This is a genomic window from bacterium SCSIO 12643 (assembly GCA_024398135.1).
GTDB lineage: Bacteria > Bacteroidota > Bacteroidia > Flavobacteriales_G > Salibacteraceae > CAJXZP01.
In genome coordinates this window covers 2,258,975-2,284,373 of sequence record CP073750.1, presented here as the reverse complement: position 1 = coordinate 2,284,373, position 25,399 = coordinate 2,258,975, and the positions used below count along the sequence as shown (strand labels likewise).

At 36.2% G+C, this 25,399-nt stretch carries 20 protein-coding genes; 10 read left to right on the top strand and 10 right to left on the bottom strand.

Annotated features, from left to right (window positions below; all coding sequences use genetic code 11):
• The first annotated feature begins 240 nt into the window (after positions 1-240).
• The 3 genes from KFE94_09665 (at position 241) to prfB (ending at position 3,400) form a co-directional block, all read left to right on the top strand.
• Positions 241-1,803: an Rne/Rng family ribonuclease gene (locus KFE94_09665; protein ID UTW64949.1), complete on the top strand. Its 1,563-nt coding sequence runs from the start codon at positions 241-243 to the stop codon at positions 1,801-1,803.
• Positions 1,804-1,826: 23 nt separating this feature from the next.
• Entirely contained in the window at positions 1,827-2,300 is a 474-nt protein-coding gene (locus tag KFE94_09660; protein ID UTW64948.1) for a RecX family transcriptional regulator, read from the top strand.
• A protein-coding gene (gene prfB / locus KFE94_09655) for a peptide chain release factor 2 (protein ID UTW64947.1) occupies positions 2,293-3,400 on the top strand; the annotation gives its coding sequence in 2 pieces (ribosomal slippage) (positions 2,293-2,355 and positions 2,357-3,400; 1,107 coding nt in all). The genes KFE94_09660 and prfB overlap by 8 nt, the downstream gene beginning before the upstream one ends.
• A gap of 37 nt (positions 3,401-3,437) precedes the next feature.
• Here prfB and KFE94_09650 read toward each other — a convergent pair.
• Positions 3,438-6,479: a gliding motility-associated C-terminal domain-containing protein gene (locus KFE94_09650; GenBank protein ID UTW64946.1), complete on the bottom strand. Its 3,042-nt coding sequence runs from the start codon at positions 6,477-6,479 to the stop codon at positions 3,438-3,440.
• Between the two features lie 94 nt (positions 6,480-6,573).
• Here KFE94_09650 and arsC point away from each other — a divergent pair, with 94 nt between their 5' ends.
• Entirely contained in the window at positions 6,574-6,918 is a 345-nt protein-coding gene (gene arsC / locus KFE94_09645) for an arsenate reductase (glutaredoxin) (GenBank protein ID UTW64945.1), read from the top strand.
• 290 nt (positions 6,919-7,208) lie between these two features.
• A complete protein-coding gene (gene fumC / locus KFE94_09640; protein UTW64944.1) occupies positions 7,209-8,606 on the top strand; it encodes a class II fumarate hydratase in 1,398 nt (465 codons plus the stop codon).
• Positions 8,607-8,657: 51 nt separating this feature from the next.
• Here the strand turns inward: fumC and KFE94_09635 are convergent, their stop codons facing one another.
• Positions 8,658-9,752 carry a mannose-1-phosphate guanylyltransferase gene (locus KFE94_09635; protein UTW64943.1) on the bottom strand — a complete coding sequence of 365 codons (1,095 nt, stop codon included), beginning with the start codon at positions 9,750-9,752 and terminating at the stop codon, positions 8,658-8,660.
• The gene (locus KFE94_09630; GenBank protein ID UTW64942.1) at positions 9,749-10,369 is read right to left on the bottom strand and encodes a SprT-like domain-containing protein; all 621 of its coding nucleotides are present in this window, start codon (positions 10,367-10,369) and stop codon (positions 9,749-9,751) included. Before KFE94_09630 ends, KFE94_09635 begins: the two co-directional genes overlap by 4 nt.
• 280 nt (positions 10,370-10,649) lie before the next feature.
• Here KFE94_09630 and KFE94_09625 point away from each other — a divergent pair, with 280 nt between their 5' ends.
• Positions 10,650-11,390 carry an ABC transporter permease gene (locus tag KFE94_09625; GenBank protein UTW64941.1) on the top strand — a complete coding sequence of 247 codons (741 nt, stop codon included), beginning with the start codon at positions 10,650-10,652 and terminating at the stop codon, positions 11,388-11,390.
• Positions 11,387-12,148, top strand: a complete 762-nt coding sequence (locus KFE94_09620; GenBank protein ID UTW64940.1) for an ATP-binding cassette domain-containing protein — start codon at positions 11,387-11,389, stop codon at positions 12,146-12,148. Before KFE94_09625 ends, KFE94_09620 begins: the two co-directional genes overlap by 4 nt.
• A gap of 98 nt (positions 12,149-12,246) precedes the next feature.
• Here KFE94_09620 and KFE94_09615 read toward each other — a convergent pair whose 3' ends face one another.
• From KFE94_09615 to gcvP, 3 genes are all read right to left on the bottom strand, one after another.
• Positions 12,247-14,316: a T9SS type A sorting domain-containing protein gene (locus KFE94_09615; protein ID UTW64939.1), complete on the bottom strand. Its 2,070-nt coding sequence runs from the start codon at positions 14,314-14,316 to the stop codon at positions 12,247-12,249.
• A gap of 187 nt (positions 14,317-14,503) precedes the next feature.
• Positions 14,504-16,546: a T9SS type A sorting domain-containing protein gene (locus KFE94_09610; GenBank protein ID UTW64938.1), complete on the bottom strand. Its 2,043-nt coding sequence runs from the start codon at positions 16,544-16,546 to the stop codon at positions 14,504-14,506.
• Positions 16,547-16,614: 68 nt separating this feature from the next.
• A complete protein-coding gene (gene gcvP / locus KFE94_09605; protein UTW64937.1) occupies positions 16,615-19,458 on the bottom strand; it encodes an aminomethyl-transferring glycine dehydrogenase in 2,844 nt (947 codons plus the stop codon).
• Between the two features lie 172 nt (positions 19,459-19,630).
• Between gcvP and KFE94_09600 the strand changes: the two genes are divergently transcribed.
• Positions 19,631-20,245 (top strand): hypothetical protein, encoded by a 615-nt coding sequence (locus tag KFE94_09600; protein UTW64936.1) that lies wholly within the window; start codon positions 19,631-19,633, stop codon positions 20,243-20,245.
• A 17-nt stretch (positions 20,246-20,262) separates the two neighbouring features.
• On the top strand, positions 20,263-21,180 hold the full coding sequence (locus KFE94_09595) for a hypothetical protein (protein UTW64935.1): 918 nt from the start codon (positions 20,263-20,265) through the stop codon (positions 21,178-21,180).
• Here KFE94_09595 and KFE94_09590 read toward each other — a convergent pair.
• A complete protein-coding gene (locus KFE94_09590) occupies positions 21,170-21,697 on the bottom strand; it encodes a class I SAM-dependent methyltransferase (GenBank protein ID UTW64934.1) in 528 nt (175 codons plus the stop codon). The two genes, KFE94_09595 and KFE94_09590, sit on opposite strands and share 11 nt — an antisense overlap.
• Before the next feature lie 132 nt (positions 21,698-21,829).
• Positions 21,830-22,747, bottom strand: a complete 918-nt coding sequence (gldA, locus tag KFE94_09585) for a gliding motility-associated ABC transporter ATP-binding subunit GldA (GenBank protein UTW64933.1) — start codon at positions 22,745-22,747, stop codon at positions 21,830-21,832.
• A 164-nt stretch (positions 22,748-22,911) separates the two neighbouring features.
• On the opposite strand from gldA, the gene rsgA reads away from it, so the two are divergent.
• Positions 22,912-23,835: a ribosome small subunit-dependent GTPase A gene (gene rsgA, locus KFE94_09580; protein UTW64932.1), complete on the top strand. Its 924-nt coding sequence runs from the start codon at positions 22,912-22,914 to the stop codon at positions 23,833-23,835.
• A gap of 5 nt (positions 23,836-23,840) precedes the next feature.
• Here rsgA and KFE94_09575 read toward each other — a convergent pair whose 3' ends face one another.
• Together KFE94_09575 and KFE94_09570 are read right to left on the bottom strand one after the other, a co-directional pair.
• Entirely contained in the window at positions 23,841-24,068 is a 228-nt protein-coding gene (locus KFE94_09575) for a ferredoxin (GenBank protein UTW64931.1), read from the bottom strand.
• A complete protein-coding gene (locus KFE94_09570; GenBank protein ID UTW64930.1) occupies positions 24,065-25,300 on the bottom strand; it encodes a U32 family peptidase in 1,236 nt (411 codons plus the stop codon). The genes KFE94_09575 and KFE94_09570 overlap by 4 nt, the downstream gene beginning before the upstream one ends.
• Positions 25,301-25,399 lie beyond the last annotated feature (99 nt).

Genomic DNA, 25,399 nt, shown 5'->3' with positions numbered 1-25,399 from the left:
TTATAAACAACTTCAAAAATTCAGTAAGTATGCCTTGCGGAAAGAAAAGAAAAAGACATAAGATGTCTACGCACAAGCGTAAAAAACGTCTAAGAAAAAACAGACATAAAAAGAAGAAATAATTTTTTCTTCTAACATCTTAAAATTTATTTGATAATGCTGCCTCAGTAGAGGTGGCATTATTTTGTATTTCTATCACTTCATTATTGTCTGGTATCAACCATACAAAATAAAGAACAGGTGAACAAAGAGCTTATTATTAATGTGACTTCTGGCCAGGTCAAAGTTGCATTACTTGAAGATAAGCGCCTTGTTGAACTACACCAGGAAAAAAACGATAGTGAGTATGCTGTGGGCGATCTGTATATAGGCAGGTTAAAAAAATTAGTCCCAGGGCTCAATGCTGCATTTATTGATGTAGGATACGAGAAAGATGGTTTTTTACATTATTTTGATCTAGGTCCATTAGCGGCTAATGTTCAAAAATATACTCGTATAGTCAGAAATGGTGGAGCATCAAATTCAAGCTTAACAGACTTTAAGCTCGATCCCGATATTGATAAGGGCGGAAACGTTAAGGATGTATTAAAACAAGGCCAGGAAATATTGGTTCAAATTGCAAAAGAACCTATTTCAACAAAAGGTCCCAGACTCTCTTTAGAGCTAAGCCTTGCCGGTAGATATCTGGTATTGGTTCCTTTTACAGACCGAATTTCTGTATCTTCAAAACTTAGAGATAAGAAGGAGAAAGATAGACTTAGAAGGCTAATTAAAAGCATTAAGCCAAAAAACTTTGGTGTTATTGTTAGAACTGTTGCTAAAGGTAAAAAGGTAGCAGAATTAGATCGTGATTTAAAAAATCTTCTGGAAAAATGGGACCGTGCACATGGCGCCCTTCAGAAAGTGACTACATTACCCCAACGAGTTTTAGGAGAGTTGGATAAAACTTCTTCTCTATTACGCGATCTTTTGAATTCTTCTTTCAATAATATTTATGTGGATGATGCAGAATATTTTAAAGAACTTCAAAGCTTTCTAGAGACTATTGCTCCTGAAAAAGTTAATATTCTTAAGCAGTATAAGGGCACCAAAGTAAACATCATGGATTATTACGGTGTCGAAAAAGCAATCAAGTCTTCCTTTGGAAGAAACGTAACTATGAAAAGTGGTGCGTACTTGATTATTGAACATACTGAAGCATTACACGTTATTGATGTCAATAGCGGGAATACTGCCAAGAAAGAGGTTTCTCAAGAAGAAAACGCTTTACGTGTTAATCTGGAAGCTGCAGAAGAAATTGCCAGACAATTACGCTTAAGAGATTTAGGTGGAATTATTGTTGTGGATTTCATTGATATGGTAAAAGCAGATAATCGAAAGCTGCTTTTCAAACATATGTCCGAAGCCATGGCTAACGATCGTTCTAAACATTACATATTACCTCCAAGTAAATTTGGTTTAGTTCAAATCACACGCCAAAGGGTAAGACCTGAAATGGAAATTAAAACCACCGAGACTATTCCTAATAAGGAAGGTGGGAGCATGGAAGTTCAGGCTACAATTCTGATTATTGATGAAATCGAAAACAAATTAGAACGTGCGATTCAAAATGACAATGAAAAAGTCGTTGCAATCAAAGCACATCCATTTGTTGAAGCTTATTTTACGACTAATAAAATGAAGTTTCAGTTTAAATGGTTCATGAAGTACAAGCGATGGATTAAAGTATTACCAAGAACTTCATATCCATTAATGCAGTATAAAATAATGAATTCGGATAATGAAGAATTGAACATTTCTTAGATTTGTTTGAAACCTCATTTTTCATGTCAAAACAAGTTTACACAGTTTCACAAGCTCTTGATAAAGCAATGAAATATTGCGCTTATCAAGAGCGTTGTCATTCTGAGGTACAACAAAAGCTAAGCTCTTTTAATCTGACTTCTGACGAACGTGAGCAGGTTATTTATGAGCTCATTCAAGAAGGTTTTTTAAACGAAGAAAGATATAGTCGTGCCTTCGTTCGTGGCAAGTTTCGCATCAAACACTGGGGACGAAAAAAGATTGTTCTGGCACTCCGTCAAAAACAAGTTTCAGAAAACTGTATTCAACTTGGTTTAACTGAAATCGAGGATGAGGAATACGAAAAGGTTCTAGGTAAACTCATTGAAAAATCTATGGAAAAATACAAAAGTCTGCAACCATATCAACGAAAAGCCAAATCTGCTCAAAGCATAATAGGTAAAGGATATGAAGCGGAATTAGTATGGGACAACTTAAATACAATTATAAATGATTAATGCAGATCAATTAAAAAGTTTGCAGGAACGACTGGTGTCGTTGAGGGGGTATCTTTGACGTAGACGAAAAAGTAATTCGGATTAACGAAGAAGAAAAAAAGACTCAAGATCCTAATTTTTGGGATAACCCTAAAAAAGCTGAACAAATTCTAAAAGAAATTAAACGAATAAAGTTCTGGGTAGATTCATTCAACAACCTTCAAAATCAATACAACGATTTAGAAGTTTTATTTGAATTTTCTCAAATGGGAGAAGATGTTGAAAGTGATATTAACCAACAACATACCGATCTGATTACTTCTTTAGAAGAACTGGAGTTTAAGAATATGCTTTCGGGAGAGGAAGACACTTTAAATGCGGTTATAGAGATCAATCCAGGTGCCGGTGGAACCGAGAGTCAGGATTGGGCCTCAATGCTCATGAGAATGTATTTAATGTGGGCTGAAAAGAAAGGTTTTAAAGTACTTGAAATAGACTATCAAAAAGGGGACGAAGCAGGAATTAAATCCGTTTCCCTGGAAGTTCAGGGTGATTTCGCATATGGATATTTGAAAGGCGAAAATGGCGTACATAGATTGGTTAGAATTTCTCCCTTTGATTCTAATGCGAGAAGGCATACCAGTTTTTCTTCTGTATTTGTCTATCCGGTAATTGATGATTCTATTGAAATTGAAGTCAATTCAAGTGACATCAATTGGGAAACCTTCCGCTCTGGTGGTGCCGGTGGGCAAAATGTAAACAAGGTTGAAACCGGGGTCCGATTGGAACACAAGCCTTCCGGAATTATTATTCGAAATACCGAAAGCAGATCTCAACTTCAGAATAAAGAAAACGCAATGAAACTCCTTAAATCCAAACTATATGAAATGGAGTTGCGTAAACGTCAGGAAGAAAAAGACCTTGTAGAAGGTAACAAAATGAAAATTGAATGGGGTTCTCAGATCAGGAACTACGTTCTACATCCTTATAAGCTTATTAAAGACCTTCGAACTAATTTCGAAAGCTCCAATGTCCAAAATGTACTTGATGGTGATTTGGATGACTTTATCAAAGATTATCTTATGAAGTTTGGTAAAGGAGCTATTCAAAAAGAGGAATAAGATGACTTTAACTCCTTCTGCATCGCAGAGGGAGTTTTTATCTAATCAAAGAAAACTCTCCCGTTTTCTCCACTCTTTCTCCAAACTCCTGGAAAGAAGAAACATAACTAATTCTCCACACATATACTCCCACCTGAGCATCTTCTCCATTGATCTTTCCATCCCATCCGAAATTAGGTTGATTGGTTTTAAAGACTAAACCTCCCCAACGGTCATAAATCCAAAAGCCATACTCAGAAAACTCCTGATCTGTTTTAGGATAAAAAGTATCATTTCTATTATCTCCATTTGGTGTGAATGAATTCGGGAAATAAATATTTGAACAATCCTGGAATTCGATATATACCTGATCTACTACTGAACCACATTGATTGGTAACTTCCACCTCATATTCGCCAGTAGTTAATACGGTATAACTCATACCCTTTGTTCCATCCTGCCATTCGTAAGTTGATTCAGGGAATGGTGTACTTCCATTTAATAATCTTACTCTTTGACCTTCACATACGTACTGATCAGGCCCTAATTCTACAACAGGCAATACCCCAGGTGAATAATATACAGAATCCATAATACCGATACAAGTTCCATTCGCAGCATCTAACCTTACCCAATACAAACCTGTTTCAAATACATTAATGCTTGCTGTCGTAGCTCCAGTACTCCAGGTATAATTATAACCAGGAATGGTCACCCCAGGATCTAGTTTAATTAACTGCCCTTCACAAACCAAACCATCAGCTCCCAAATCCGGTTGTGCTTTTTGCATCGGAACTATATTCACCGTACTTTCTTTAAAGCAATTCGTCACCTGATCAGAAACGGTTACAGTATAAGATCCAAAACTTGTTGCTACAATAGTTCCGGTGGTCGCACCAGTACTCCACAAGAAATTAAATCCACCACCTGGAGGCAATTGTGTTGTTGCATCTAACATATGATTCACTACTGCATCTTCACAAAAGTCAACATTAGGACCTAAATCAACCACAGGTGTTGGGTTTTCGGTAATCACAATATCATCATTATTCTCGCATCCGTTAACATCCGTTACCGTTACACTATAAGTTCCAGCAGAACTCACTCCAAGAACCTGACCTGTTGAATTATCAGACCATAAATAACTAACATAAATGCCCGGATTTAGAATATTCGTATACGCATTCCCCTGACAGTATGAATCATCTGGCCCTAAACTTGGTGTTGGTAATGGATTATCTGTGATAATAATATTATCATCATTTGAACAACCATTCGCATCAGTTACAGTAACCACATAAGTCATTCCAACCGCACCAATATTAATAGTTTGAGTAGTAGCTCCGGTAGACCATAGATATGAAACAAAGGTTCCCGGATCAAGGATCATCGAAAATGGATCACCAGTACAGAATGCCGTATCGTTACCTAAGTCTGGTTTTGGCAATGCATAAGTATATAATTCCATTGTATCCTGATTCACACAACCTTTATTATCTGTAATGGTTACAGAGTAATCTACTATTGTATCCATAACCTGATTTGGGTTTGGAGCGATCGCTAAAGTTTGATTTGTTGCTCCGGTGGACCACAAATACGAAACAATTGAATTATTTGGGTTTCCGGCATTTAAACTATACGCCTGTGAAGCACATATTGTATCATCCGGACCTAAATTTAAAACAGGTAATGCATTTTCAATTACATACAATGTATCGGTATTAGAACATCCATTTGTATCGGTTACACGAACCCAAACCGTATCATTTACCTCAGACACACTTCTAATCTGAGTAAACACACCGTCCATCCACTGGTAGGCAGTAAATCCAGAACCTGCATCAAGTAATTGCGTAAATGTAGTTCCCTGGCAATATTCAATATCATTACCCAAACTAACCGTTGGTAAAGGATCTTGGGTCACAACATTCGTATCAGAATTAAAACATTGATTAGAATCTTCAACAGTTACAGAATACGTACCCGGGTTTGTTACCGATATCGTCTGTGTAGGATTTCCATTATTCCATGAATAACTCACAAAACCAGCCCCAGCATCTAAAACCAGAGTATCGTTAATGCAGAAAGAAGCATCCGGACCTAAGTTTACAATTGGCAATGGGAAAATCTCCAGGTGCATCGTATCTCTACCTTTACAACCATTACCATCTGTTACTTCCACCCATGGATCAGAAGTTACCGTAAAAGAAGCTGTTTGTTGGGTGGTTGCATCACTCCATAAGTAAGCAGCAAAACCTCCTCCAGCATTTAAAATTTTCACTCCTCCATCACATAAAGAATCATCTGCTCCAATATTCACTACCGGATCTGGATAATTACTGAATTGATATTGACCGGATCCTACACAACCATTACTATCTGTAACTATAACTGAATATATTCCCGCTGTATCCGCATCAATAGTTTGTGTTACCTGACCTCCATTCCATAAATAAGAGAAATAGTTAGGTCCGGCATCAATGGTAATTGTATCACCAATACAAGCAAATCCTCCAACACCCAGATTTGGTGTGGGTAAGGTATCATTCGTCACAACTACAGTATCAATTCCTGAACACTGATTCGTATCCGTAACTGTCACACTGTATGAGTTTGGTGCATAAACCACAATAGACGAATCTGCACCGCTTGAAACCCCATTAGACCAGGTATAGCCACTATAACCAGAAGGTGCTTTTATAACCATAGAGTCACCAGGGCAAAAAGAAGTATCATTTCCTAAACTAATTACGGGATTAGGATACCCTGTAACTGTATAAGTTAAAATACAAGCATTTGGTACTCCTCCACTTGCTACGGTAACGGTATAAGTTCCCCCAGCAGTAACTGTAATACTATTGGTATTTGCAGAAGTAGACCAGGTATAGCCTGTTGCTGTAGCAGAAGCCGCATCCAAAGTGATCGACCCAGGAGAAGTCAAACATAATTTTCTATCCAACCCCAAAGAAGGCTCCCCTGTTCCAGGATATAAAGTAAAACAATCTTGTCCTAACGCCTCATTTACAGAAAGTAAACCGGTTAGAATTATTAAAACAAGGTATACGTTTTTTATCTTTAAATAAGTATATAATCTACTCATTGTAATTTCATCGAATATCTACAAAGAAAACCTTTTTTCTTAATTATTATATGAACGCGACTTCTTATTTTCGGTTGCTTAAAACAAACAGAAAATGTCGTATAAAATATATCACAATCCGCGATGTAGCAAAAGCCGTCAAACGCTTCAAATACTTAGAGATAACGGAATAGAACCTAATATTATTGAATATCTTAAAGAATCTCCAACTACAGAAGAATTATCAGAAGTTTTATCTTCTCTTAATATGAAAGCTGAAGAAATTATTCGTAAGGGAGAAGCAATCTTTAAGGAAAACTTTAAAGGCAAAGAATTTTCAAATGAAGAATGGATTCAAATATTAGTAGAAAATCCAAAATTGATCGAAAGACCAATAGTCATAAAAAACAAAAAGGCGGTCTTAGGAAGACCACCTGAAAATGTTTTAAATCTTATCTAAATTAATCTAAGGAAACGTGTTCCTCTTCTTCCTCTGACTTCTTTAGCAAAGTCATAGAACCAACACTAATTGCTAATAAGGTGAAAAAAGCCGAAGAAGCGATAATGATTGTAACTACAAATCCTAAAAATTTCATGTTTCCTGTTTTTATTTGACGCCAAAGGTAGACATTCATTTGAAAATCCAAAACAGAATAATGAGTAAAATCATATGTGATTTTCAAGTAGATTATTACATGCTTTTTACCTTTGCATTTAATCAGAATAACTTAAAAATTAAAATAATATAAAATGGATTACCGTATCGAAAAAGACACCATGGGCGAGGTTAAAGTCCCTGCTGATAAATATTGGGGAGCCCAAACTGAACGTTCTCGTAATAATTTCAAAATCGGTCCAAGTGCAAGTATGCCAAATGAAATTGTTAAAGGTTTCGCATATCTTAAAAAAGCTGCTGCACATGCCAACTGTGAGCTAGGTGTATTAGAAGAAAAGAAACGTGATCTTATTTCTCAGGTTTGTGATGAAATTATCGCTGGTAAACATGACGACCAATTCCCTTTAGTGATTTGGCAAACCGGTTCGGGAACACAAAGTAATATGAATGTGAATGAGGTTATTGCAAATCGTGCACATGAAATTGCAGGAAACCAAATTGGAGTTGGAGAGAAAACTATTCAACCAAATGATGATGTAAATAAATCTCAATCATCTAATGATACTTTCCCTACCGGAATGCATATTGCAGCATACAAAATGGTTGTCGAAACCACGATTCCTGGTGTGGAGAAATTGAGAGATGCACTTCAACAAAAGTCGGAAGAATTCAAAGATGTAGTTAAAATTGGTCGTACCCACCTTATGGATGCTACCCCATTAACATTAGGTCAGGAATTCTCAGGTTATGTTTCTCAATTAGATCATGGTTTAAAAGCTTTAAAAAATACCATGGCTCATTTATCAGAATTGGCTTTGGGAGGTACTGCTGTGGGAACAGGACTTAATACACCTAATGGGTACGATGTTCTGGTTGCTCAAAAAATTGCTGATTTTACAGGTCTTCCATTTGTTACTGCAGAAAACAAATTCGAAGCATTAGCTGCCCATGATGCCATTGTTGAATCACACGGTGCATTAAAACAAATTGCTGTTTCGTTGAATAAAATTGCGAATGACATCAGAATGTTAGCGTCAGGGCCAAGATCGGGAATTGGAGAATTAAACTTACCAGCTAATGAGCCAGGATCATCAATTATGCCTGGAAAAGTTAATCCAACTCAGGCAGAAGCAATTACTATGGTTTGTGCGCAGGTTATGGGAAATGATGTAGCAATAACTATTGGTGGTACTCAAGGTCATTACGAATTGAACGTATTCAAACCAATGTTAGCTGCAAACTTTTTGGAAAGTGCAAGATTAATTGGTGATGCTTGTGTTTCTTTTACAGACAATGCTGTTGTAGGAATTACACCAAACACAAAAAACATTACAAAATTATTGAACAACTCATTAATGTTGATCACCGCATTAAACACCAAAATTGGGTACTATAAAGCTGCGGAGATTGCAAATACTGCCCACCAAAATGGTACAACATTAAAAGAAGAAGCAATTAATTTGGGTTATGTAACAGCTGAACAGTATGATGAATGGGTAAAACCTGAAGAAATGACTGGAAGCATGAATTAAATCTAATTACTATAAAACAAAAAAGGGAGTCGTTGACTCCCTTTTTTGTTTCTAAATAAATTCTTTTCCAAACTTTTCTCCGACCTCCGATCGCAAAGCTTTTATATCCTGTTCGTATTCTTTTGAAACAATCATTAATACTCCTTCCGATTCCACAACGATAAAATCATTTAAACCTTTCGTTGCTAAAATCCGCCCATGTGGTAAACTCACAATATTTCCCTCAGAATTGTCCATCAATGTTTGACCCGAAATAACGAAGTTTCCTTCTGAATTCTTCTGAATATGTTCTTGCAAAGAAACCCAGGTTCCAATATCACTCCAACCAATATCCGTATTAATTACACTCACATTGTCTGCTCGTTCTAATATGGCATAGTCCACAGAAATAGATGGGCAATTTGAGTAAACAGACAGGATAAACTCTTTCTCTTTATCTGTTCCATAAATTATCTCACCTTTTGTATCAAATAAGTCTATTACATCAGAGGCGTTATTATTATAGCTCTTCAAGATTGTTTTTAAACTCCATAAAAACATTCCGGAATTCCAACTAAAGTTTCCTCTTTCAATATACTCTTTAGCGGTCTCTAGATTCGGCTTTTCCTTAAATTGAACCACGTCTACCGGAATATGATCATTATTTTTTTTGTTCGTGTCATATTCAATATATCCATATCCCGTATTTGGTCGATCTGGCTGAATACCAATAGTCAAAATTCTATTATGTTGATCCACATATTCAACTCCAGTATTTATAACCGATTCGAAGACATCTGTCTTTGAAATCAAATGGTCCGCAGGACTAACAATCATGACTGCTTCAGCGTTTTCTTGCTCAATTTTTTTGATCGCATATGCTAAACAAGGCGCAGTATTTCTCATACATGGCTCAGCTAAAACATTACTTTCCTTTATCTGAGGTAATTGTTCTAAAACCAAGTTCACATATTGTTCATTTGTTACGACCAGAACATTTTCAGCAGGAACAATTGAACTAAATCTTTCAAAAGTTAACTGGATTAACGTTTTTCCTATACCTAATACATCCAAAAACTGTTTAGGGTTACGCTCTGTACTTTTGGGCCAGAATCTGCTTCCAACCCCTCCAGCCATTATTACAAGGTACTTGTCTTTATTATTCATTGTTTTACCAATACTTTAGCCATTCCGTGAATCGTATATTCCCTGCCACTATCTATTTCTCTACATAAAAACCTGGTTCTTCTTTGGTTTCCTTTTAAGAACCATCTTCCTCTCTGACTTTTTATAGAAAATATAGAGCCTTCTGGGATATCTTCTAAGTACGTATCATCTTGAGGGTCATATTTTCGAAGAACACGAGCTAGCGGTTGATGTCCAGCGCTACTTGCTTTAGGATTGCGAAAATAATCCAGAAGGATTTGAGTAACGTCCTCAGGCCAAACTTTTTTTATTAAAAAAGGTTTCGCAATTCCAGAAAAAGTTTTTTTCCACTGAATTCCATGTGGTTTAATGCGCTTACCGTACTTCTCAAACGCAATCATATGCGCAATCTCATGCAATAAGGTCAATAAAAACGCATATGGATTTAGCGTACCATTTACACTAATCTTATGCGGTTCATTTAAACGCATCGGAATTCTATAATCACCATTCTTGGTTACCCTATCACGAGTTATAGTTAGAACAAAATTATAATCCTTAATTAAGTCCCATATCATCAATTGAGCACCTTCAGGGATATGCTTACTTAGATTATACAAAAAAGAATCCCTATCCATTTATCTCTTAGGTTTCTTTTTTTGCCATGTAGGACATGGAGGATGACATTTCTTCTTTGCTGCACAACTACTTATTCCTCCTCCTAGAAAAACAAGCAACAACCCCAATACTAGTACTTTTCTCATCCGCTTCTTATTCAAATTCAAATTTGCTAAAAAAAGTCAATATTCGCATACACAATACAAATAACCTTTCCACATTACGTAAAAATCTAATCTGTGTTTTACTTTCGTCACAATAAAATTTATTTTTATTAGTAAATAAATCATTTAAGATTAAATGAAATTTCTTCATCTGATGGGTGAATACACCCTTTTCATGAATAAGGTTTTCTCAAAGCCTGAAAAATGGAAAATGTATCGCCAAAATATTCTCAACGAAATGATTAACCTTGGGGTGAGCTCTCTTCCCATTGTAGCTATTATTTCATTTTTCATGGGGGCAGTTATTACCATTCAAACCGCTTCTAACACGGGGGGAGGAATTATACCTTTATATACTGTAGGTTTTGCCGTAAGAGAATCTGTGATATTGGAATTTTCTCCCACAATTGTGGCGTTAATCCTGGTTGGTAAAATCGGATCAAGTATATCCTCTCAGTTGGGTACAATGCGTGTTACAGAACAAATTGATGCGATTGAAATCATGGGGATTAATTCGGCTAGTTTTTTGGTTCAACCTAAAATTATCGCTCTTGTACTTCTAAATCCAATTCTAATTACGCTAAGTATTTTTCTATGTATTGCAGGAGGGTTTATTGCCGGAGTGGGTACTGGTGCCATTACTCCATATGATTATGAATATGGAATTCAATATGATTTTGAACCATTCGATTATGCGTATAGCATGATCAAGTCGGTAGTATTTGGATTTATCATTACTTCTGTTCCAGCTTACTTTGGATATCATGTCAAAGGAGGTTCCGTTGAAGTGGCCAGAGCAAGTACGGTTGCGGTAGTTCAGAGTAGTATCGTCATTCTTATTGTAAACTTTGTTTTAACTCAGTTATTACTGTTATGATAGAAGTTAAAAATGTAATAAAAAACTTTGGAGATCGAACAGTATTATCCGATATCAGTTTCACTTTTGAAAAAGGAAAGAACAATCTGATCATTGGAGCTAGTGGTTCTGGAAAAACAACGATCACCAAATGTATTGTAGGACTTCAAAAACCAGATTCTGGTGTTGTTGAATATGATGGAAACAGCTTCTGGGATATGGGTAGAAAAAAGAAAGCCAAATTGAGACAAAACATTGGCTTTTTATTTCAGGGAGGTGCGTTATTTGATTCAATGACTGTTGAAGAGAATGTAAAGTTTTCACTTCGGGTATTTTCGAATCAAACGCAGAAAGAAATGAATGACCGTGTAGATTTTTGTCTGGATAGAGTAAACCTTCATGGAGTGAAAGATCTTTATCCTGATGAGTTATCCGGTGGAATGAAAAAAAGAGTGGGAATTGCTCGTGCTATTTCTATGAATCCTAAATATCTTTTTTGTGACGAACCTAATTCGGGACTTGATCCACAAACGTCAATTCTTATTGACCAGTTAATTAGTGAGATTACTTACGAATATAACATCACCACTATTGTAATTACCCATGATATGAATTCAGTCCTGGAAATTGGAGATCATATTATGTTCTTACATCAAGGTCAAAAATGGTGGTCAGGGTCCAAAGAAGATATACTTGAAACCCAAAACAAAGAACTTACGGACTTTATCTATGCTTCTAACTTCATGAAGACCATTAGAGATAAGGCTCAGTCCAAATAATTATTTCAAAGACTTTTAGATTTTTTCTATCATAATTTTTAAAACAAAAAAGCCAGTTCTTTCGAACTGGCTTTTTCTATTTTTTATCGAATATTCTATTATTCTACAACAAATCTGATTACAGATCTCTCATTGTTATCGTTAGATAACTCTAAGAAGTAAACACCAGAATTGATTCCAGAAATAGCAACTTCACCAGTATAATTTCCGTTCACACCAATTTGGTTTTGGTAAACAGTTTGTCCAACTACGTTTCTTACAACGATATTGTACTCACCAGCAGTTACACCTTCTAAGTTTAATTGGAAGTTTCCGCTGTTTGGATTTGGATACATAGAAACGTTTCCGCTGATTTCAACTTCTTCTACAGCTACTTTTCCAGCTACAGTGAAAGTTTCAACAGTAGTACAACGCTCAACATCAGTAATAGTTACTGTATAGTCACCTTGATCAGTTAAACCTGAAAGATCACGAGTAGTTGCAGTAAATCCGTTAGGACCAGACCAAGAATAAGTATAAATAGGACCTTCAAGACCGATAACAGAAGTCAAAGTTACAGCACCTACCTCACCAGCATCATCAACGTTACCATTTACTTGAGTATTTGTGTTACAAGTAATGTTAGCATTAGTTTTAATAGTCAAGTAAGCCATATCAGAAATGAAGTTACTTCCACCGTAAGATAAAGTTGTTCTTGAGAAGAAACCTCCACTTGGAGCAGGCTCAATAGGAGATAATGGATCTTGACAATCTACAACATATAATGAATCAGCTGAGAAAGTCTCGATTCTAGCGCTATATCCACCTCTTACAACCTCAGTTTCTGGAACTGGGAAATAAATCATATCATCAGTAATCATAGTAGCGTCAGAAGTATAGAAATCTGAAGTTACAACAGCTACATCATTGTTATCTAAAATTGATAATTGGAATACAGCTCCATTACGGCTCCATTCTGTATCAAAAGCAACACCAACACCGTAAATAGTATCAGTTGCGTTGAAGAAATAATCTTGAGAAAGTGTATACGCTGCAGTTGCAGTACCACCTTTACCAGTAGTGTTAGCTGAACTAACTGGTAGTGGAGCCATTGAATAAACGTTATCAGAAACAACTAAGTCAATAGCGTTAGTGTTGTTACCTGGGTTCTCATCAGTTGAATCAGAAACAATGTTCCAAGTGAAAGTATAAGTACCAGTACCATTAGTTAAAGAATAATTTACAGTTGTTCTAGCAGTATCAGCTAAAACACCAGCAGTTGCAGTTACTTTAGCAGAAGACATAGTCGTATTATCTTGTCCAGAAACAACTAAATCTAATCCAGAATTTGTAGCATCGTTTTTACCTCTGTTAAAATAAGTAGCAGAGAAAGTAATAGAATCTGCAGCCGCTTGTCTTTCTGGCATCATTCCATAATACCAAGAATAAAGTAAACGTACATCATCAAAGAATGCTGTTTGATCAACAACTAAATCATTATCTAAAACATCTAATAACATTACATCGTCAACAAACCATCCATATCCGATACCTTCAACACCTGAACGAGTTGCGCCCCATCTGAATCTCACGTAAAGAGAATCCTGGTTCACCATATTCACAGGGATAAACATATCTCTAGAAGATGGGTTTGGTAAAATGTAAGATGTATTTGTAGAGTTCAATGGGAAATCCACGTTATCATCTAAAGTTGTCCAAGAAACGTTATCGTTACTTACTTCTACATATAATGTATCGTAGAAACGAGCACCATATTTCTCATATGTTAAAACCAAGTTTTGGTTTGAGTAACCACTAATATCAATTGCAGAAGCTGCAGATAAAGTACTTGCATTCAATACAGGTGAATTAGGATTGTCTGGTACTAAAACTCCATATTGTCCACCAGTAGTAGAGTTAATACTTGTATTTTGGAAAAACCAAGTTGGAGTGTTACTAGAGATTTGCCATCCATTAGCAGCACCACCACCATTTATATTCCATTCAGATGCATTTTCAAAGCTATTAAACCAGATAGTGTCAGTGTAATTAGTTACCCTACTCGACCTTTGCGAATTGGTAGTCATAACATCACCTTTCATATCCAAGGACTCAGATTGGATATTAACTTGCGCAAACCCACTAGTAGCAAATAGCATTAGTCCCGCTAGGTAAATATTTTTTCTCATTTTTTATTATTTTAATATTTAGGCACCAAATATAACGTTATATTAAACATCACACCAGTCCTTTTATTCAATTTTTTATGCATATGCCTATATTTTGCTTATTGGGAACCACTTATTTATCCCTAAAAAACAAAAAACCACTTGCATGATTCATACAAGTGGCTCTTCACATTTATTAATATTTTTATTACTTCTTCACCCATCGAATGGTTTTTACCATTCCATTAGCATCCGAAACTTTTACAATATAAATGCCTTGCTCTAAGTGATTCAGATTATACTGTTTTATAACATTACCCTTAATCATTAACCTATCACGATGTACTTCCTGTCCCAAAATACTATATATACTTAAACGAACATCTTCTGAAGAGCTACTAGCTATTTCAATATTAAATGTACCATTATTAGGGTTTGGGTACATTTTAAAAGATTCTTCGCTAACTATATCATTTACAGAAACAACTCCAGCCACTTCACATGTATCTTTCCCTTCACAGCCAAATACATCTGTAACGGTTAAATAATACGTTCCACGATCACTCAGGTTTGTGAGGTCTTTTGTATTAGCTGTAAAACCATTTGGTCCTGTCCAACTATAGGTATATGGTGGCGCACCTCCACCGGTTACCTGAATGTCAATTGCGCCATAAGTTGATGTATCATGAATATCATGGGTAATCACAATATTTGCATTATTACATGCATCCGCACTTTTAGTGTACATTCTAATAAAAGGTGTAAACCCTGTGGTATACTCCCATGGATCAGTTGCAGAAGTTGTATTTCTTCTGACTAATACAGAAACCGGAGGAGTTTGTCCATTGAGAACACTATTACTTCCTACCGAGCTCGTGTTGTTATACACTTTAAAACCCACAAAATAAGTTCCTGGAGTTAATTGTGCATTTGGAATCGGTAGAGTGACCCAGCTATTCACATCAGCCGCTTGAATATAGTAAAACTCATTCTTCGCAACAGGAACTTGTAGATCAGAAGACCTATAAATGTAATATGAAATTGAATCTCCAATAGCCACACCTCTTCCAGAGCTCTGAGAAAATGGGAAGAATGTAGATACAGCTACCACAGTATCAGTTTCATATATCTCATATTTCAAAAGCATTTCCCAGGTTGTATTTACATCAAACCAATTATCTGTGGTTACCGTATCATTATCCCAACGGTATTGGTATGATGATACTTCAAAGTAATTGGTCTTTACATTATTCTGAGGCACATCATCCACAGAGTCAGATTTCACCTCAAATGTGATCTCATATTTCCCCAGACCATTATTTGGAAAATAGTTATTTGGAAAATTCATATCATAACTAGCTCCGGGTTGCGCTGTAATAGTATCTGTCGTATCGCTGTAAACGGTTGAGCCATTATATTTAATATCCGCAAAGACCTGAGTGTTGGATTGAGCTGCAACACCATCATTTTCAAATGTCGCGCCTAATTTTATTTCTGCCGCATTTGCCTGACGGATCGGCATCATTTTATAATAAGCTGAATAGGTTAAATCCGTAACAGTATTGTAATATTCCTGAATAAACTTTAAGTCATTATTCGGAGCTGATACAATCTTTACATCATCAATAGACCAAAACCAATCATTTGCTCCCTGATACAAAAACTTAATTTTTACATTTGATTCTCCTCCGGCAATCGGTGTGATATCTACAATTTCCAAATATCCATTCGGACTATTGGTAGATGTTCCAAACTGAGTCAAAACCTGAATAGAATCCCAAACATTTCCTCCATCATTTGAAACCAAAACATATCTGGATTCTTGATACTGCCTTAAATAAGTTTGAAAAATCAATCTAACAGATGGATAACTACTACAATTTATACTTCCAGTATATTCAATTGTTGCCTCTTGAGTTGCTGTACTTCCGGCTCCATCAGAATCAATTAAAGCGAAATTCCCTTTTGAAGTTGAATTTAAATAAGAATCAAACCCTTGAGAAATCAAATTTGAAGTAAGAATAGTATCAATATCCCATTCGCTACTTCCTGTGCCATAAGTCCACATCGTAGTATCTGAAAAATCATCACTCCATATGGTATCTATAGAAGCTGCGGCACGACTAAAGTCTCTTGATTCAGTCTGGGGAAGTATTCTTGAAGAATATGATTTTTGGGTACTTTCCATTATTTGTGCATTAGCGGAAAAACCGATCAAAATCAATAGAAATAAAACATTTGTTTTTTTCATGTTATTATCTGTTAGTTAAGTTTATAAACGAAATAGGAGCAACAAAAGCTGCTCCTATTCTATCTTTTTTATTCGTAAGCCGATACCGGAAGACAACTACATACCAAGTTTCGGTCTCCATATGCATCGTCAATTCTTCTTACATATGGCCAGAATTTAGCATCCAATAAATAATCTATTGGATAAGCAGCTTCTTTACGTGTATAAGATTGATTCCAATCTTCGTAAGCTACCATTCTAGAAGTATGTGGCGCATTTTTCATCACATTATCTTCTTTATCCACTTTTCCGTCTACAACAGCTTCAATTTCAGATTTGATTTGAATCAACGCATCCAGGAAACGGTCTAACTCCGCCTTAGATTCACTTTCTGTTGGCTCGATCATTAATGTTCCTCCAACCGGGAACGATACTGTTGGCGCATGGAATCCATAATCCATTAATCGTTTCGCTACGTCAACAACCTCAATTCCGCCAGCTTTGTATTTTCTAAAGTCAACAATCATCTCGTGCGCTACATTACCATTCTCGCCTGAGAAAAGAATATCGAATCCTGCCTCAGTCAATCTTTTATGCATATAATTCGCATTCAAGATAGCAATTTCCGTAGATTTTGTTAAACCTTCTGTTCCAAGCATCTTGATATACCCATAAGAAATTGGTAATACCAAAGCACTTCCAAATGGCGCTGAACTTACCGCGTGAATTCCATGTTCCCCTCCTACTTCAGTCATTGTATGATTTGGTAAGAATGGCACTAATTTTTCGTTCACACCGATTGGCCCCATACCAGGACCTCCTCCTCCATGAGGAATCGCAAACGTTTTATGTAAATTTAGGTGACATACATCTGCACCAATTTTTCCTGGAGAAGTCAAACCTACCTGTGCATTCATATTTGCACCGTCCATATATACTAAACCTCCATTTTCGTGGATGATATCCATAATTTCGGTCACACTTGCTTCAAATACTCCATGAGTAGATGGATAAGTGATCATCAACGCAGATAGATTTTCTTTATACTGTTCTGCTTTTTCTCTTAAATCGTCTACATCGATATTTCCATTTTCCAAACTCTTTACAATCTTCACTTCCATTCCCGCCATCACAGCTGAAGCTGGATTTGTTCCGTGAGCAGAACTTGGAATTAAACATACACGTCTATGTGCATTTCCATGGTGTTGATGATATGCCTGAATTACTTTTAATCCGGTATACTCACCTTGCGCACCAGAATTAGGTTCAAAACTCATTTGCTTAAACCCGGTAATTTCAGATAAATCTTTATTTAATTCATCGATTAACTCTTTATATCCCTGCGCCTGATCCATTGGCACAAATGGGTGAATGTTCATAAACCCTGGATGACCAATCGGTAACATCTGACTTGCAGCATTCAATTTCATAGTACATGAGCCCAACGAAATCATAGAATGTGTCAGAGATAAATCTCTATTCTCTAATTTTTTCAAATAACGCATCATTTCAGTTTCTGAATGATACATTCTGAAAACACCATTTGTTAGGAATTCAGATTTTCTTTCCAAATCCGCAGGTATTGTTGATCTATCGAAAGATCCTGAAACTGCGTCCCCACCAAAAATGGATAGGATATCATTGATATCATTCAATGTCACAGTTTCATCGGTACTCAAACCAAATCCACCTTCGAAATATCTTAAGTTGATCTCTAATGCAACTGCTTTGTTTCTGATTTCTTCAATTTGCGCATTTGAAGCCGCAAATGAAATTGTATCAAAATAAGTATCATTTATAGGTTGATACCCTGCTTTTTTGATCCCCTCATGTAACAATACTGCTTTACCATGAATTTGTGATGCAATAGATTTAATTCCATCTGGCCCATGATATACTGCATAAAAACCAGCCATCACAGCCAATAATGCTTGCGCAGTACAAATGTTAGAAGTTGCTTTTTCTCTTTTAATATGTTGTTCACGTGTCTGTAACGACATTCTGTAAGCCGGATTACCTGCTGCATCTTGAGATACTCCAATAATACGACCAGGAATACTACGCTTATATTCTTCACGAGTAGCAAAAAATGCTGCATGAGGTCCACCATAACCCATTGGCACACCCATACGTTGAGAGTTTCCTACTACACAATCAGCACCCCAACTTCCTGGTTCTTCCAACATAGATAAAGCCATTAAATCAGAAACAACTCCTAATTTAATTCCTGCTTCATTCATAGCTTTTCCGAAAGCTTTATAATCGTTGATATTTCCAGTAGAAGACGGATATTGTACCAATGCTCCAAAGAACATCTCGTCCCCAGCAAATTCTTGATAGTCACCGAATATTAACTCTATTTCTAAAGCATTTGCATGAGATTTAATCACATCAATAGTTTGAGGGAAAACATTCTCATCAATAAAGAATTTGTTCACATTGGCTTTTACTTGCTTTCTAGAGCGTAAGTGATAGAACATCAACATTGTTTCTGCTGCTGCAGTTGCTTCATCTAAAAGAGAGGCATTTGCCAATGGCAACCCTGTAAGGTCAACAATCATTGTTTGGAAATTCAACAATGCTTCTAATCTCCCTTGAGAAATCTCCGCCTGATAAGGAGTATAAGCCGTATACCAACCTGGGTTTTGGAACACATTCCTAAAGATTACCGGAGGTGTATTCGTGTTGTAATACCCCATTCCAATATAAGATCTAAACTGCTTATTCTTATTCGCTAATGCAGTGATGTGTTTTCCATATTCCATTTCACTCATTCCTTCACCAATTGAAATGGACTTATCCAACCTAATATTTGATGGAATTGTATCTTCAATTAAGTCATCAATATTTTGATACCCTAAATAATCCAACATTTGACGTTCAAAGTGGTCATTAACACCAATATGACGTCTAGTAAAATTCCTGTACTCCATAAAGCGATTTATCTAATTCTATTTCGTTTTTTTCAAGTCCACAAAACTAACATTTTAACCCTCTGATTAAAACCATTTACGTATACAAAATCCATTAATTAAATCTAAAATTTTGTCTATTCCCTCATTTCCTAATTAAGCTATCTTTGGCGCCTCAAAAAAGAATAAACTTATGCGATTGTTTTTCTACGTTTTTGCCATCCTTGGATTGTCATATTCCATCCATCTCAAGGGGCAGGACACCATAACACTTTTAGGTGGGAATGTCATAGTGGCAAAAGTTACATCGGTAGATAGCATCAACGTTAATTACTCGATTCAGAAGAAAAAAGGATTAAAAGACAAATTTGTTGCTTCTGAAATGGTCTTCGACATCAAATATGAAAATGGTTCTGTTGATACGCTGTACTATAAAAGTGAGGAACTGGATCATTATCTTACTCCCGATGAAATGTATTTATTCATTTTGGGAGAACAAGATGCAAAAGCAGATTATCACCCTAAGATGACCGCTGTTTTAGGAGTGGTTGTTGGAGCCGGCCTGGGTTACCTTTTACGTGATGGATTTTATGTTGCAGGTGTTCCTTTGGTTTATACCATTGGTGCCGGGGTATCAAAAATTGATATCAAAAATATTAATCAAAGAAGCACAACTATTTTAAGTCACCCGGCTTATCAAGAAGGATACATCAAGGTTGCTCGAAGCAAGAAAGCCTTTAACGCTTTAGCTGGAAGTTTAATAGGAACTGTGATTGGAGTGGGAATTGGAAAATCGTTGGATCAATAATTTTTAAAATTATACCATTGGATTCTCCTCAACATGTACATTCTCATTCCCATCGGAAACCATTCAAACTTTTTTTACTTCGATTTGTTCATAGTAATACCTACGTTGCTATTCCAATTACTGCCATTACATTAGCTACATATATAACAATAAGTCAGTTTGATTTTGACTTCTATTACATCTCATTCCTATTTTTTTCAACTCTATTCCTTTATCCGCTTCACAGGCTAATTGGGATTTACCTAACCATCCCGGTAGAATATACGCCTGCACAACGTCAGGTGGATAAAAAACCTTTGATGGCCAGAATTTCTGTAGCGGTTGGTTTTATTGGTTTGCTATTCTGTATACCACAACTCACATTACAAATTTGGCAACTCATTATTCCGTTGGGCTTGATTTCAATAGCTTATTCTCTACCCCTCATTCCAACTCAATCCGGATGGAAAAGGCTGAGAGATATTCCTGGGATAAAGATTTATGCCATCAGTTTAGTAGTCACGCTAACCACTTCAACCATCCCATTAATTTTGATTCAATCCGTTTCTACCAATGACATATGGTTACTTGGGTTACAGAGATTCTTCTTCATCTTTGCCATCACCATTCCCTTTGATATTCGTGATGCACATTTAGACAAAAAGTGGAATCTAAAAACCATTCCGTTGTTACTCAATAACGAAAAAGCTATCTGGCTATCTATATCGCTTTTAACCATACCAACAATCATCACGTTTTTACAGTTTTTTACCAGTGATATTTATGGTATTGAAGTCGTTATTGGAATGATCTTATCTCAAGCCTGGGCGACTTACATTATCCTCCTATTTAAAAAATATAATGCTGCGTTATTCAATGCTTTTATGGTTGAGGGGACTATGGTCTTCTACTTTGCGATTATTACCATCATGGTCATATTCAAATCTATTTTGTAAATACTTTTAACGAGTAAAAACCTCCATAAAAGCACTCTTCAAATTCTTTTTTAAATCCTATTTCCTTAAACGAAGTATCGAAATCAGGTATTTTATAATTTCGATTGCGAATAACAGGATAAAAGAATAAGTATAAAATTCTCACTTTTAACTTCATCCAGATCGATTGATTTTGGCTTGATGAAAAATCAATCACATATACACAACTGTTCGACTTTAATAATGTCGCGGTGTGCTTTATTTGATCTTTCAAATCACCGACATCAAACAAATCCAAATAATATGGGAATAGGATCGCATCATATTTAGATTTTGAATTATATTCTAAATATGACCTTACCAAAAAAGTTACCTGATCTGATCCATCAATATTCTTAATTCTTGCTTGCGACTTTTCTGATAGCACTTTTGAAATATCTACATGCGTAACCGTATCTACTTTGTTTTGGTTTAATAACTCTAACACGGTATTATCCGCTCCTCCTCCAACGACCAATGCCTTTGAAGCCTTACGCATAAACGGGATACTTCGTGAGATTACTTTTTCTGGCCTGTTCCAAAGAAAAATCTTTTTTAATGGGTTATATATATGCCCTAACCAATTAAAATTCCGACTTATTTCTTTATTGGTAAGTTCCACACATAAATGTTATTTCTTCTTTTTTTCCGTCAAATCATGGAAAACCTGCTCCAGCTGCTTCTCAACTAAAGAGAGTTCCAGAACTTTTAAATCTTTCTTGACCGCTAGTGAAAATATATCAGGACGGATATCAACCGATGACTTTGTTTTTAACTCAAAAGTACTTTCTCCTACCAATTGAATATTTACAATATTCTTAATGCTATGGAATACAACTTCTGATACTTCACCTTCAAATTGCACTTTAATAATACGGAAACCTTCAGACACCTCATTGATATTTTCAATAGGTTTATCTGCTACAATTTGTCCCTCGTTGATAATGATCACACGGCTACAAATCGCCTCAACTTCCTGCATAATATGCGTAGAAAGCATCACTGTTTTTTCTTTACCAATCTCACGAATCAAATTACGAATTTCTACAATCTGATTTGGATCTAAACCTGTAGTAGGCTCATCCAATATAAGCACCTGAGGATCATGCAAAATAGCATGTGCTAATCCAACTCTTTGACGGTATCCTTTTGATAAGCTTTCGATCAGCTTATTTTGTTCTTTTTCCAGGCCTACCAATTTGATCACTTCCGCAATTCTTTCTTTCTTATTCTGTACTTGAGTCACATTCGCTGTAAACTCTAAAAATTCCCAAACGTACATTTCCAGGTACAGTGGATTGTGTTCGGGTAAATAGCCAATCTGCTTTTTTAATTCCAGCGCATTATCGTCTATATGCATGCCGATCACACTTACTTCTCCCGAAGTTTGTGGCAAATATCCCGTAATGATCTTCATCATCGTAGATTTTCCTGCTCCATTCGGGCCTAAAAAACCAACAATTTCTCCAGGTTGGATTTCGAAAGAAACATTATTCAGTGCTTTTTGCGCACCATATATTTTAGTGATATTTTTTACTGAAATTGACATATACTCATCTTAACAAAATCAAAAATACAGATAACCTCTCGTTGTGTCACATAGTGTTTCTAAAATTCAACGAACATTAACTTTTAAAAACGATTATGATTCAAAAAAATTATTCAAGCTCCTATCATATTCCGTACTTTTGAAGCCTATTTTTCAGCAGATTTATGGCAAAAGGTTATGTAACAAAATCTACAGGTAGTTGGTACGAAATCAAACTAGATAATGGTGAATTTATCAAGGCCCGACTTAAAGGTAAATTTCGTACTAAAGGAATTCGTACGACTAATCCAATTACTGTAGGCGATATTGTTCATGTTGATACTACTGACGAACATGCTGTAATTACTGAACTGGAGCCCAGAACAAATTATTTGATTCGAAAAGCAACCAATCTAAGCAAGGAATCTCATATCATCGCTTCTAATATTGACCAGATTGTTTTGGTAATGACTGTGGTCATGCCCAGAACTCCTTTAGGTTTTGTAGATAGAGTATTAGCTACCGCGGAGGCATATGATATTCCGGTAATTTTAGCTTTCAACAAAACGGATATTTATTCTGAAGAAGATGAATATCGCTTTGATGACCTGATTCAAATTTATGGTCCTATTGGTTATCAAATGTTAGCCACCTCAGCTGTAACTGGCAAGGGAATAACTGAGCTAAAAGAATTAATGAAAGATAAAACCACTTTATTTACCGGACAATCAGGTGTTGGGAAATCTTCTTTAATTAACGCTTTGGACAACAGTCTGGATTTATGGGTAGATGAAATCTCAGACTATAACGAGAAAGGGCGTCACACCACCACCTTTGCTGAAATGCTTTTTACCGATTTTGGTGCTAGATTAATTGATTCACCAGGATTAAAAAGCTTTGGAATGATTGATATTGACAAAGCACATTTAGCCCATTACTTTATTGAAATCAAACAATTCCTGGGAGATTGTAAATTCAATGACTGCGTCCATATAAATGAACCGGGATGTTCAGTAAAAAGGGCTTTAGAAAATGGTGAAATTTCTGAAAGCCGATACAACAACTACCTGATGTTATTTAATGATGATGACCTCAAGACCAAATACTAGGGCCTTTATAACTGCTTAACAGTAATAATCCTAACCGGGCAATTTTTTGCGGCCTGGACATTCTCATCCAAGGCAAAATCAGGAGCATTAATCATAAAATACTCCCCTTTTTGTTTTGCTTTCTTCAAGTAACACTTGCCATCGGCCTTACTCATCTTCCAGTACTCAGGAGCAGCTTCCACGCATGCATTACACCCAATGCATTTATGTCGATGTTGAACGATTTGTATCACGCATCTACAATTTTATACAGTTTGTCTGCTGGTCTGATTTTCTGATCGATCTTAAAGGTAAAGCGATCTCCTCGTTTTACTGTGTCTACATCAGCTTCATCCAAACGCAAATTAGATACAGTATGCTCTACGATTCCCGTAGTTGGGCCGGTAATAATAATGTCATCACCCAATGCCAACTCCCCATTCTTAAGCACGAACTCACCTACACCAATCTTCCCGAAGTATTTTGCACCGTCACCAATATAAATCTTTCTTTTCTTAGCTTTAGAACCATCTTCATCGGTCCACTCTCCCAATTCTTTTCCTAAGAAATATCCACCCCAGAAACCACGATTGAACACATTATCCATTCGCTCTTCCCACTCTTTTCCTTTTTCATGAGTGAAGGTTCCTTCTGCAACTGCATCCGCTGCTTCTCTATAACATGAGGTAACTTCCTTTACATAGTCAGGCCCCTTACTTCTTCCCTCTATTTTAAGTACACTTACTCCGGTTTCAATAATTTGATCCAGGAATGTAACAGTACACAAATCCTTTGGAGACATGATATACTCATTATCTATCATCAACTCGTTACCTTCACTATCTTTTACTTCGTAAGTTCTTCTACAGTTTTGCTTGCATGCTCCTCTATTTGCTGAAGAGTTTGCAGTATGCAGACTCAAATAACATTTACCTGAAACTGCCATACATAATGCACCGTGTACAAAAACCTCAATTTGCACCAATTCGCCATTTGGCCCGCGCACATCTTCTTTAACAACAGCATCACAAATAGACTTCACTTGTTGAAGTGTTAATTCACGTGACAATACCATCACATTTGCGAAGTTCGCATAGAATTTTACCACCTCAATATTGGTAATGTTAATCTGCGTTGATATATGCACCGACATTCCCAAACTATGTGCATAGCTAATAGCCGCCTGATCCATTGCAATAATTGCATCCACATTACTGTCGTATGCAGTTTTCACAATTTTCTTCATCAAATTAATGTCGTGATCATATAGAATGGTATTCAAGGTCAAATACGCTTTAACCCCGTGCTCATGACATAAATTAACCACTTCAACTAAATCATCGGTCGTAAAATTGATCGATGATCTTGCACGCATATTTAATTGCTCGATTCCAAAATACACGGCATCCGCTCCTCCTTGAAAAGCTGCTCTTAAACTCTCAAAGCTCCCCACAGGAGCCATAATATCAACTGTTCTCTTACCCATATCGCTGCAAAAGTACTATTTGGAATGATTCCAAATGTTAGAAAAACCATAAAAACAAAAAAAGCCCGGTAAAACCGAGCTTTTCTTTAATGTCTTTTG

Coding starts and splice junctions, on each gene's coding strand:
- arsC (UTW64945.1), top strand. CDS start 6,574: ATGTCGTATAAAATATATCACAATCCGCGATGTAGCAAAAGCCGTCAA.
- KFE94_09610 (UTW64938.1), bottom strand. CDS start 16,546: ATGAAAAAAACAAATGTTTTATTTCTATTGATTTTGATCGGTTTTTCC.
- KFE94_09590 (UTW64934.1), bottom strand. CDS start 21,697: ATGCGTAAGGCTTCAAAGGCATTGGTCGTTGGAGGAGGAGCGGATAAT.
- rsgA (UTW64932.1), top strand. CDS start 22,912: ATGGCAAAAGGTTATGTAACAAAATCTACAGGTAGTTGGTACGAAATC.
- KFE94_09625 (UTW64941.1), top strand. CDS start 10,650: ATGAAATTTCTTCATCTGATGGGTGAATACACCCTTTTCATGAATAAG.
- KFE94_09660 (UTW64948.1), top strand. CDS start 1,827: ATGTCAAAACAAGTTTACACAGTTTCACAAGCTCTTGATAAAGCAATG.
- KFE94_09650 (UTW64946.1), bottom strand. CDS start 6,479: ATGAGTAGATTATATACTTATTTAAAGATAAAAAACGTATACCTTGTT.
- KFE94_09615 (UTW64939.1), bottom strand. CDS start 14,316: ATGAGAAAAAATATTTACCTAGCGGGACTAATGCTATTTGCTACTAGT.
- KFE94_09620 (UTW64940.1), top strand. CDS start 11,387: ATGATAGAAGTTAAAAATGTAATAAAAAACTTTGGAGATCGAACAGTA.
- gcvP (UTW64937.1), bottom strand. CDS start 19,458: ATGGAGTACAGGAATTTTACTAGACGTCATATTGGTGTTAATGACCAC.
- KFE94_09630 (UTW64942.1), bottom strand. CDS start 10,369: ATGGATAGGGATTCTTTTTTGTATAATCTAAGTAAGCATATCCCTGAA.
- KFE94_09635 (UTW64943.1), bottom strand. CDS start 9,752: ATGAATAATAAAGACAAGTACCTTGTAATAATGGCTGGAGGGGTTGGA.
- KFE94_09600 (UTW64936.1), top strand. CDS start 19,631: ATGCGATTGTTTTTCTACGTTTTTGCCATCCTTGGATTGTCATATTCC.
- gldA (UTW64933.1), bottom strand. CDS start 22,747: ATGTCAATTTCAGTAAAAAATATCACTAAAATATATGGTGCGCAAAAA.
- fumC (UTW64944.1), top strand. CDS start 7,209: ATGGATTACCGTATCGAAAAAGACACCATGGGCGAGGTTAAAGTCCCT.
- KFE94_09570 (UTW64930.1), bottom strand. CDS start 25,300: ATGGGTAAGAGAACAGTTGATATTATGGCTCCTGTGGGGAGCTTTGAG.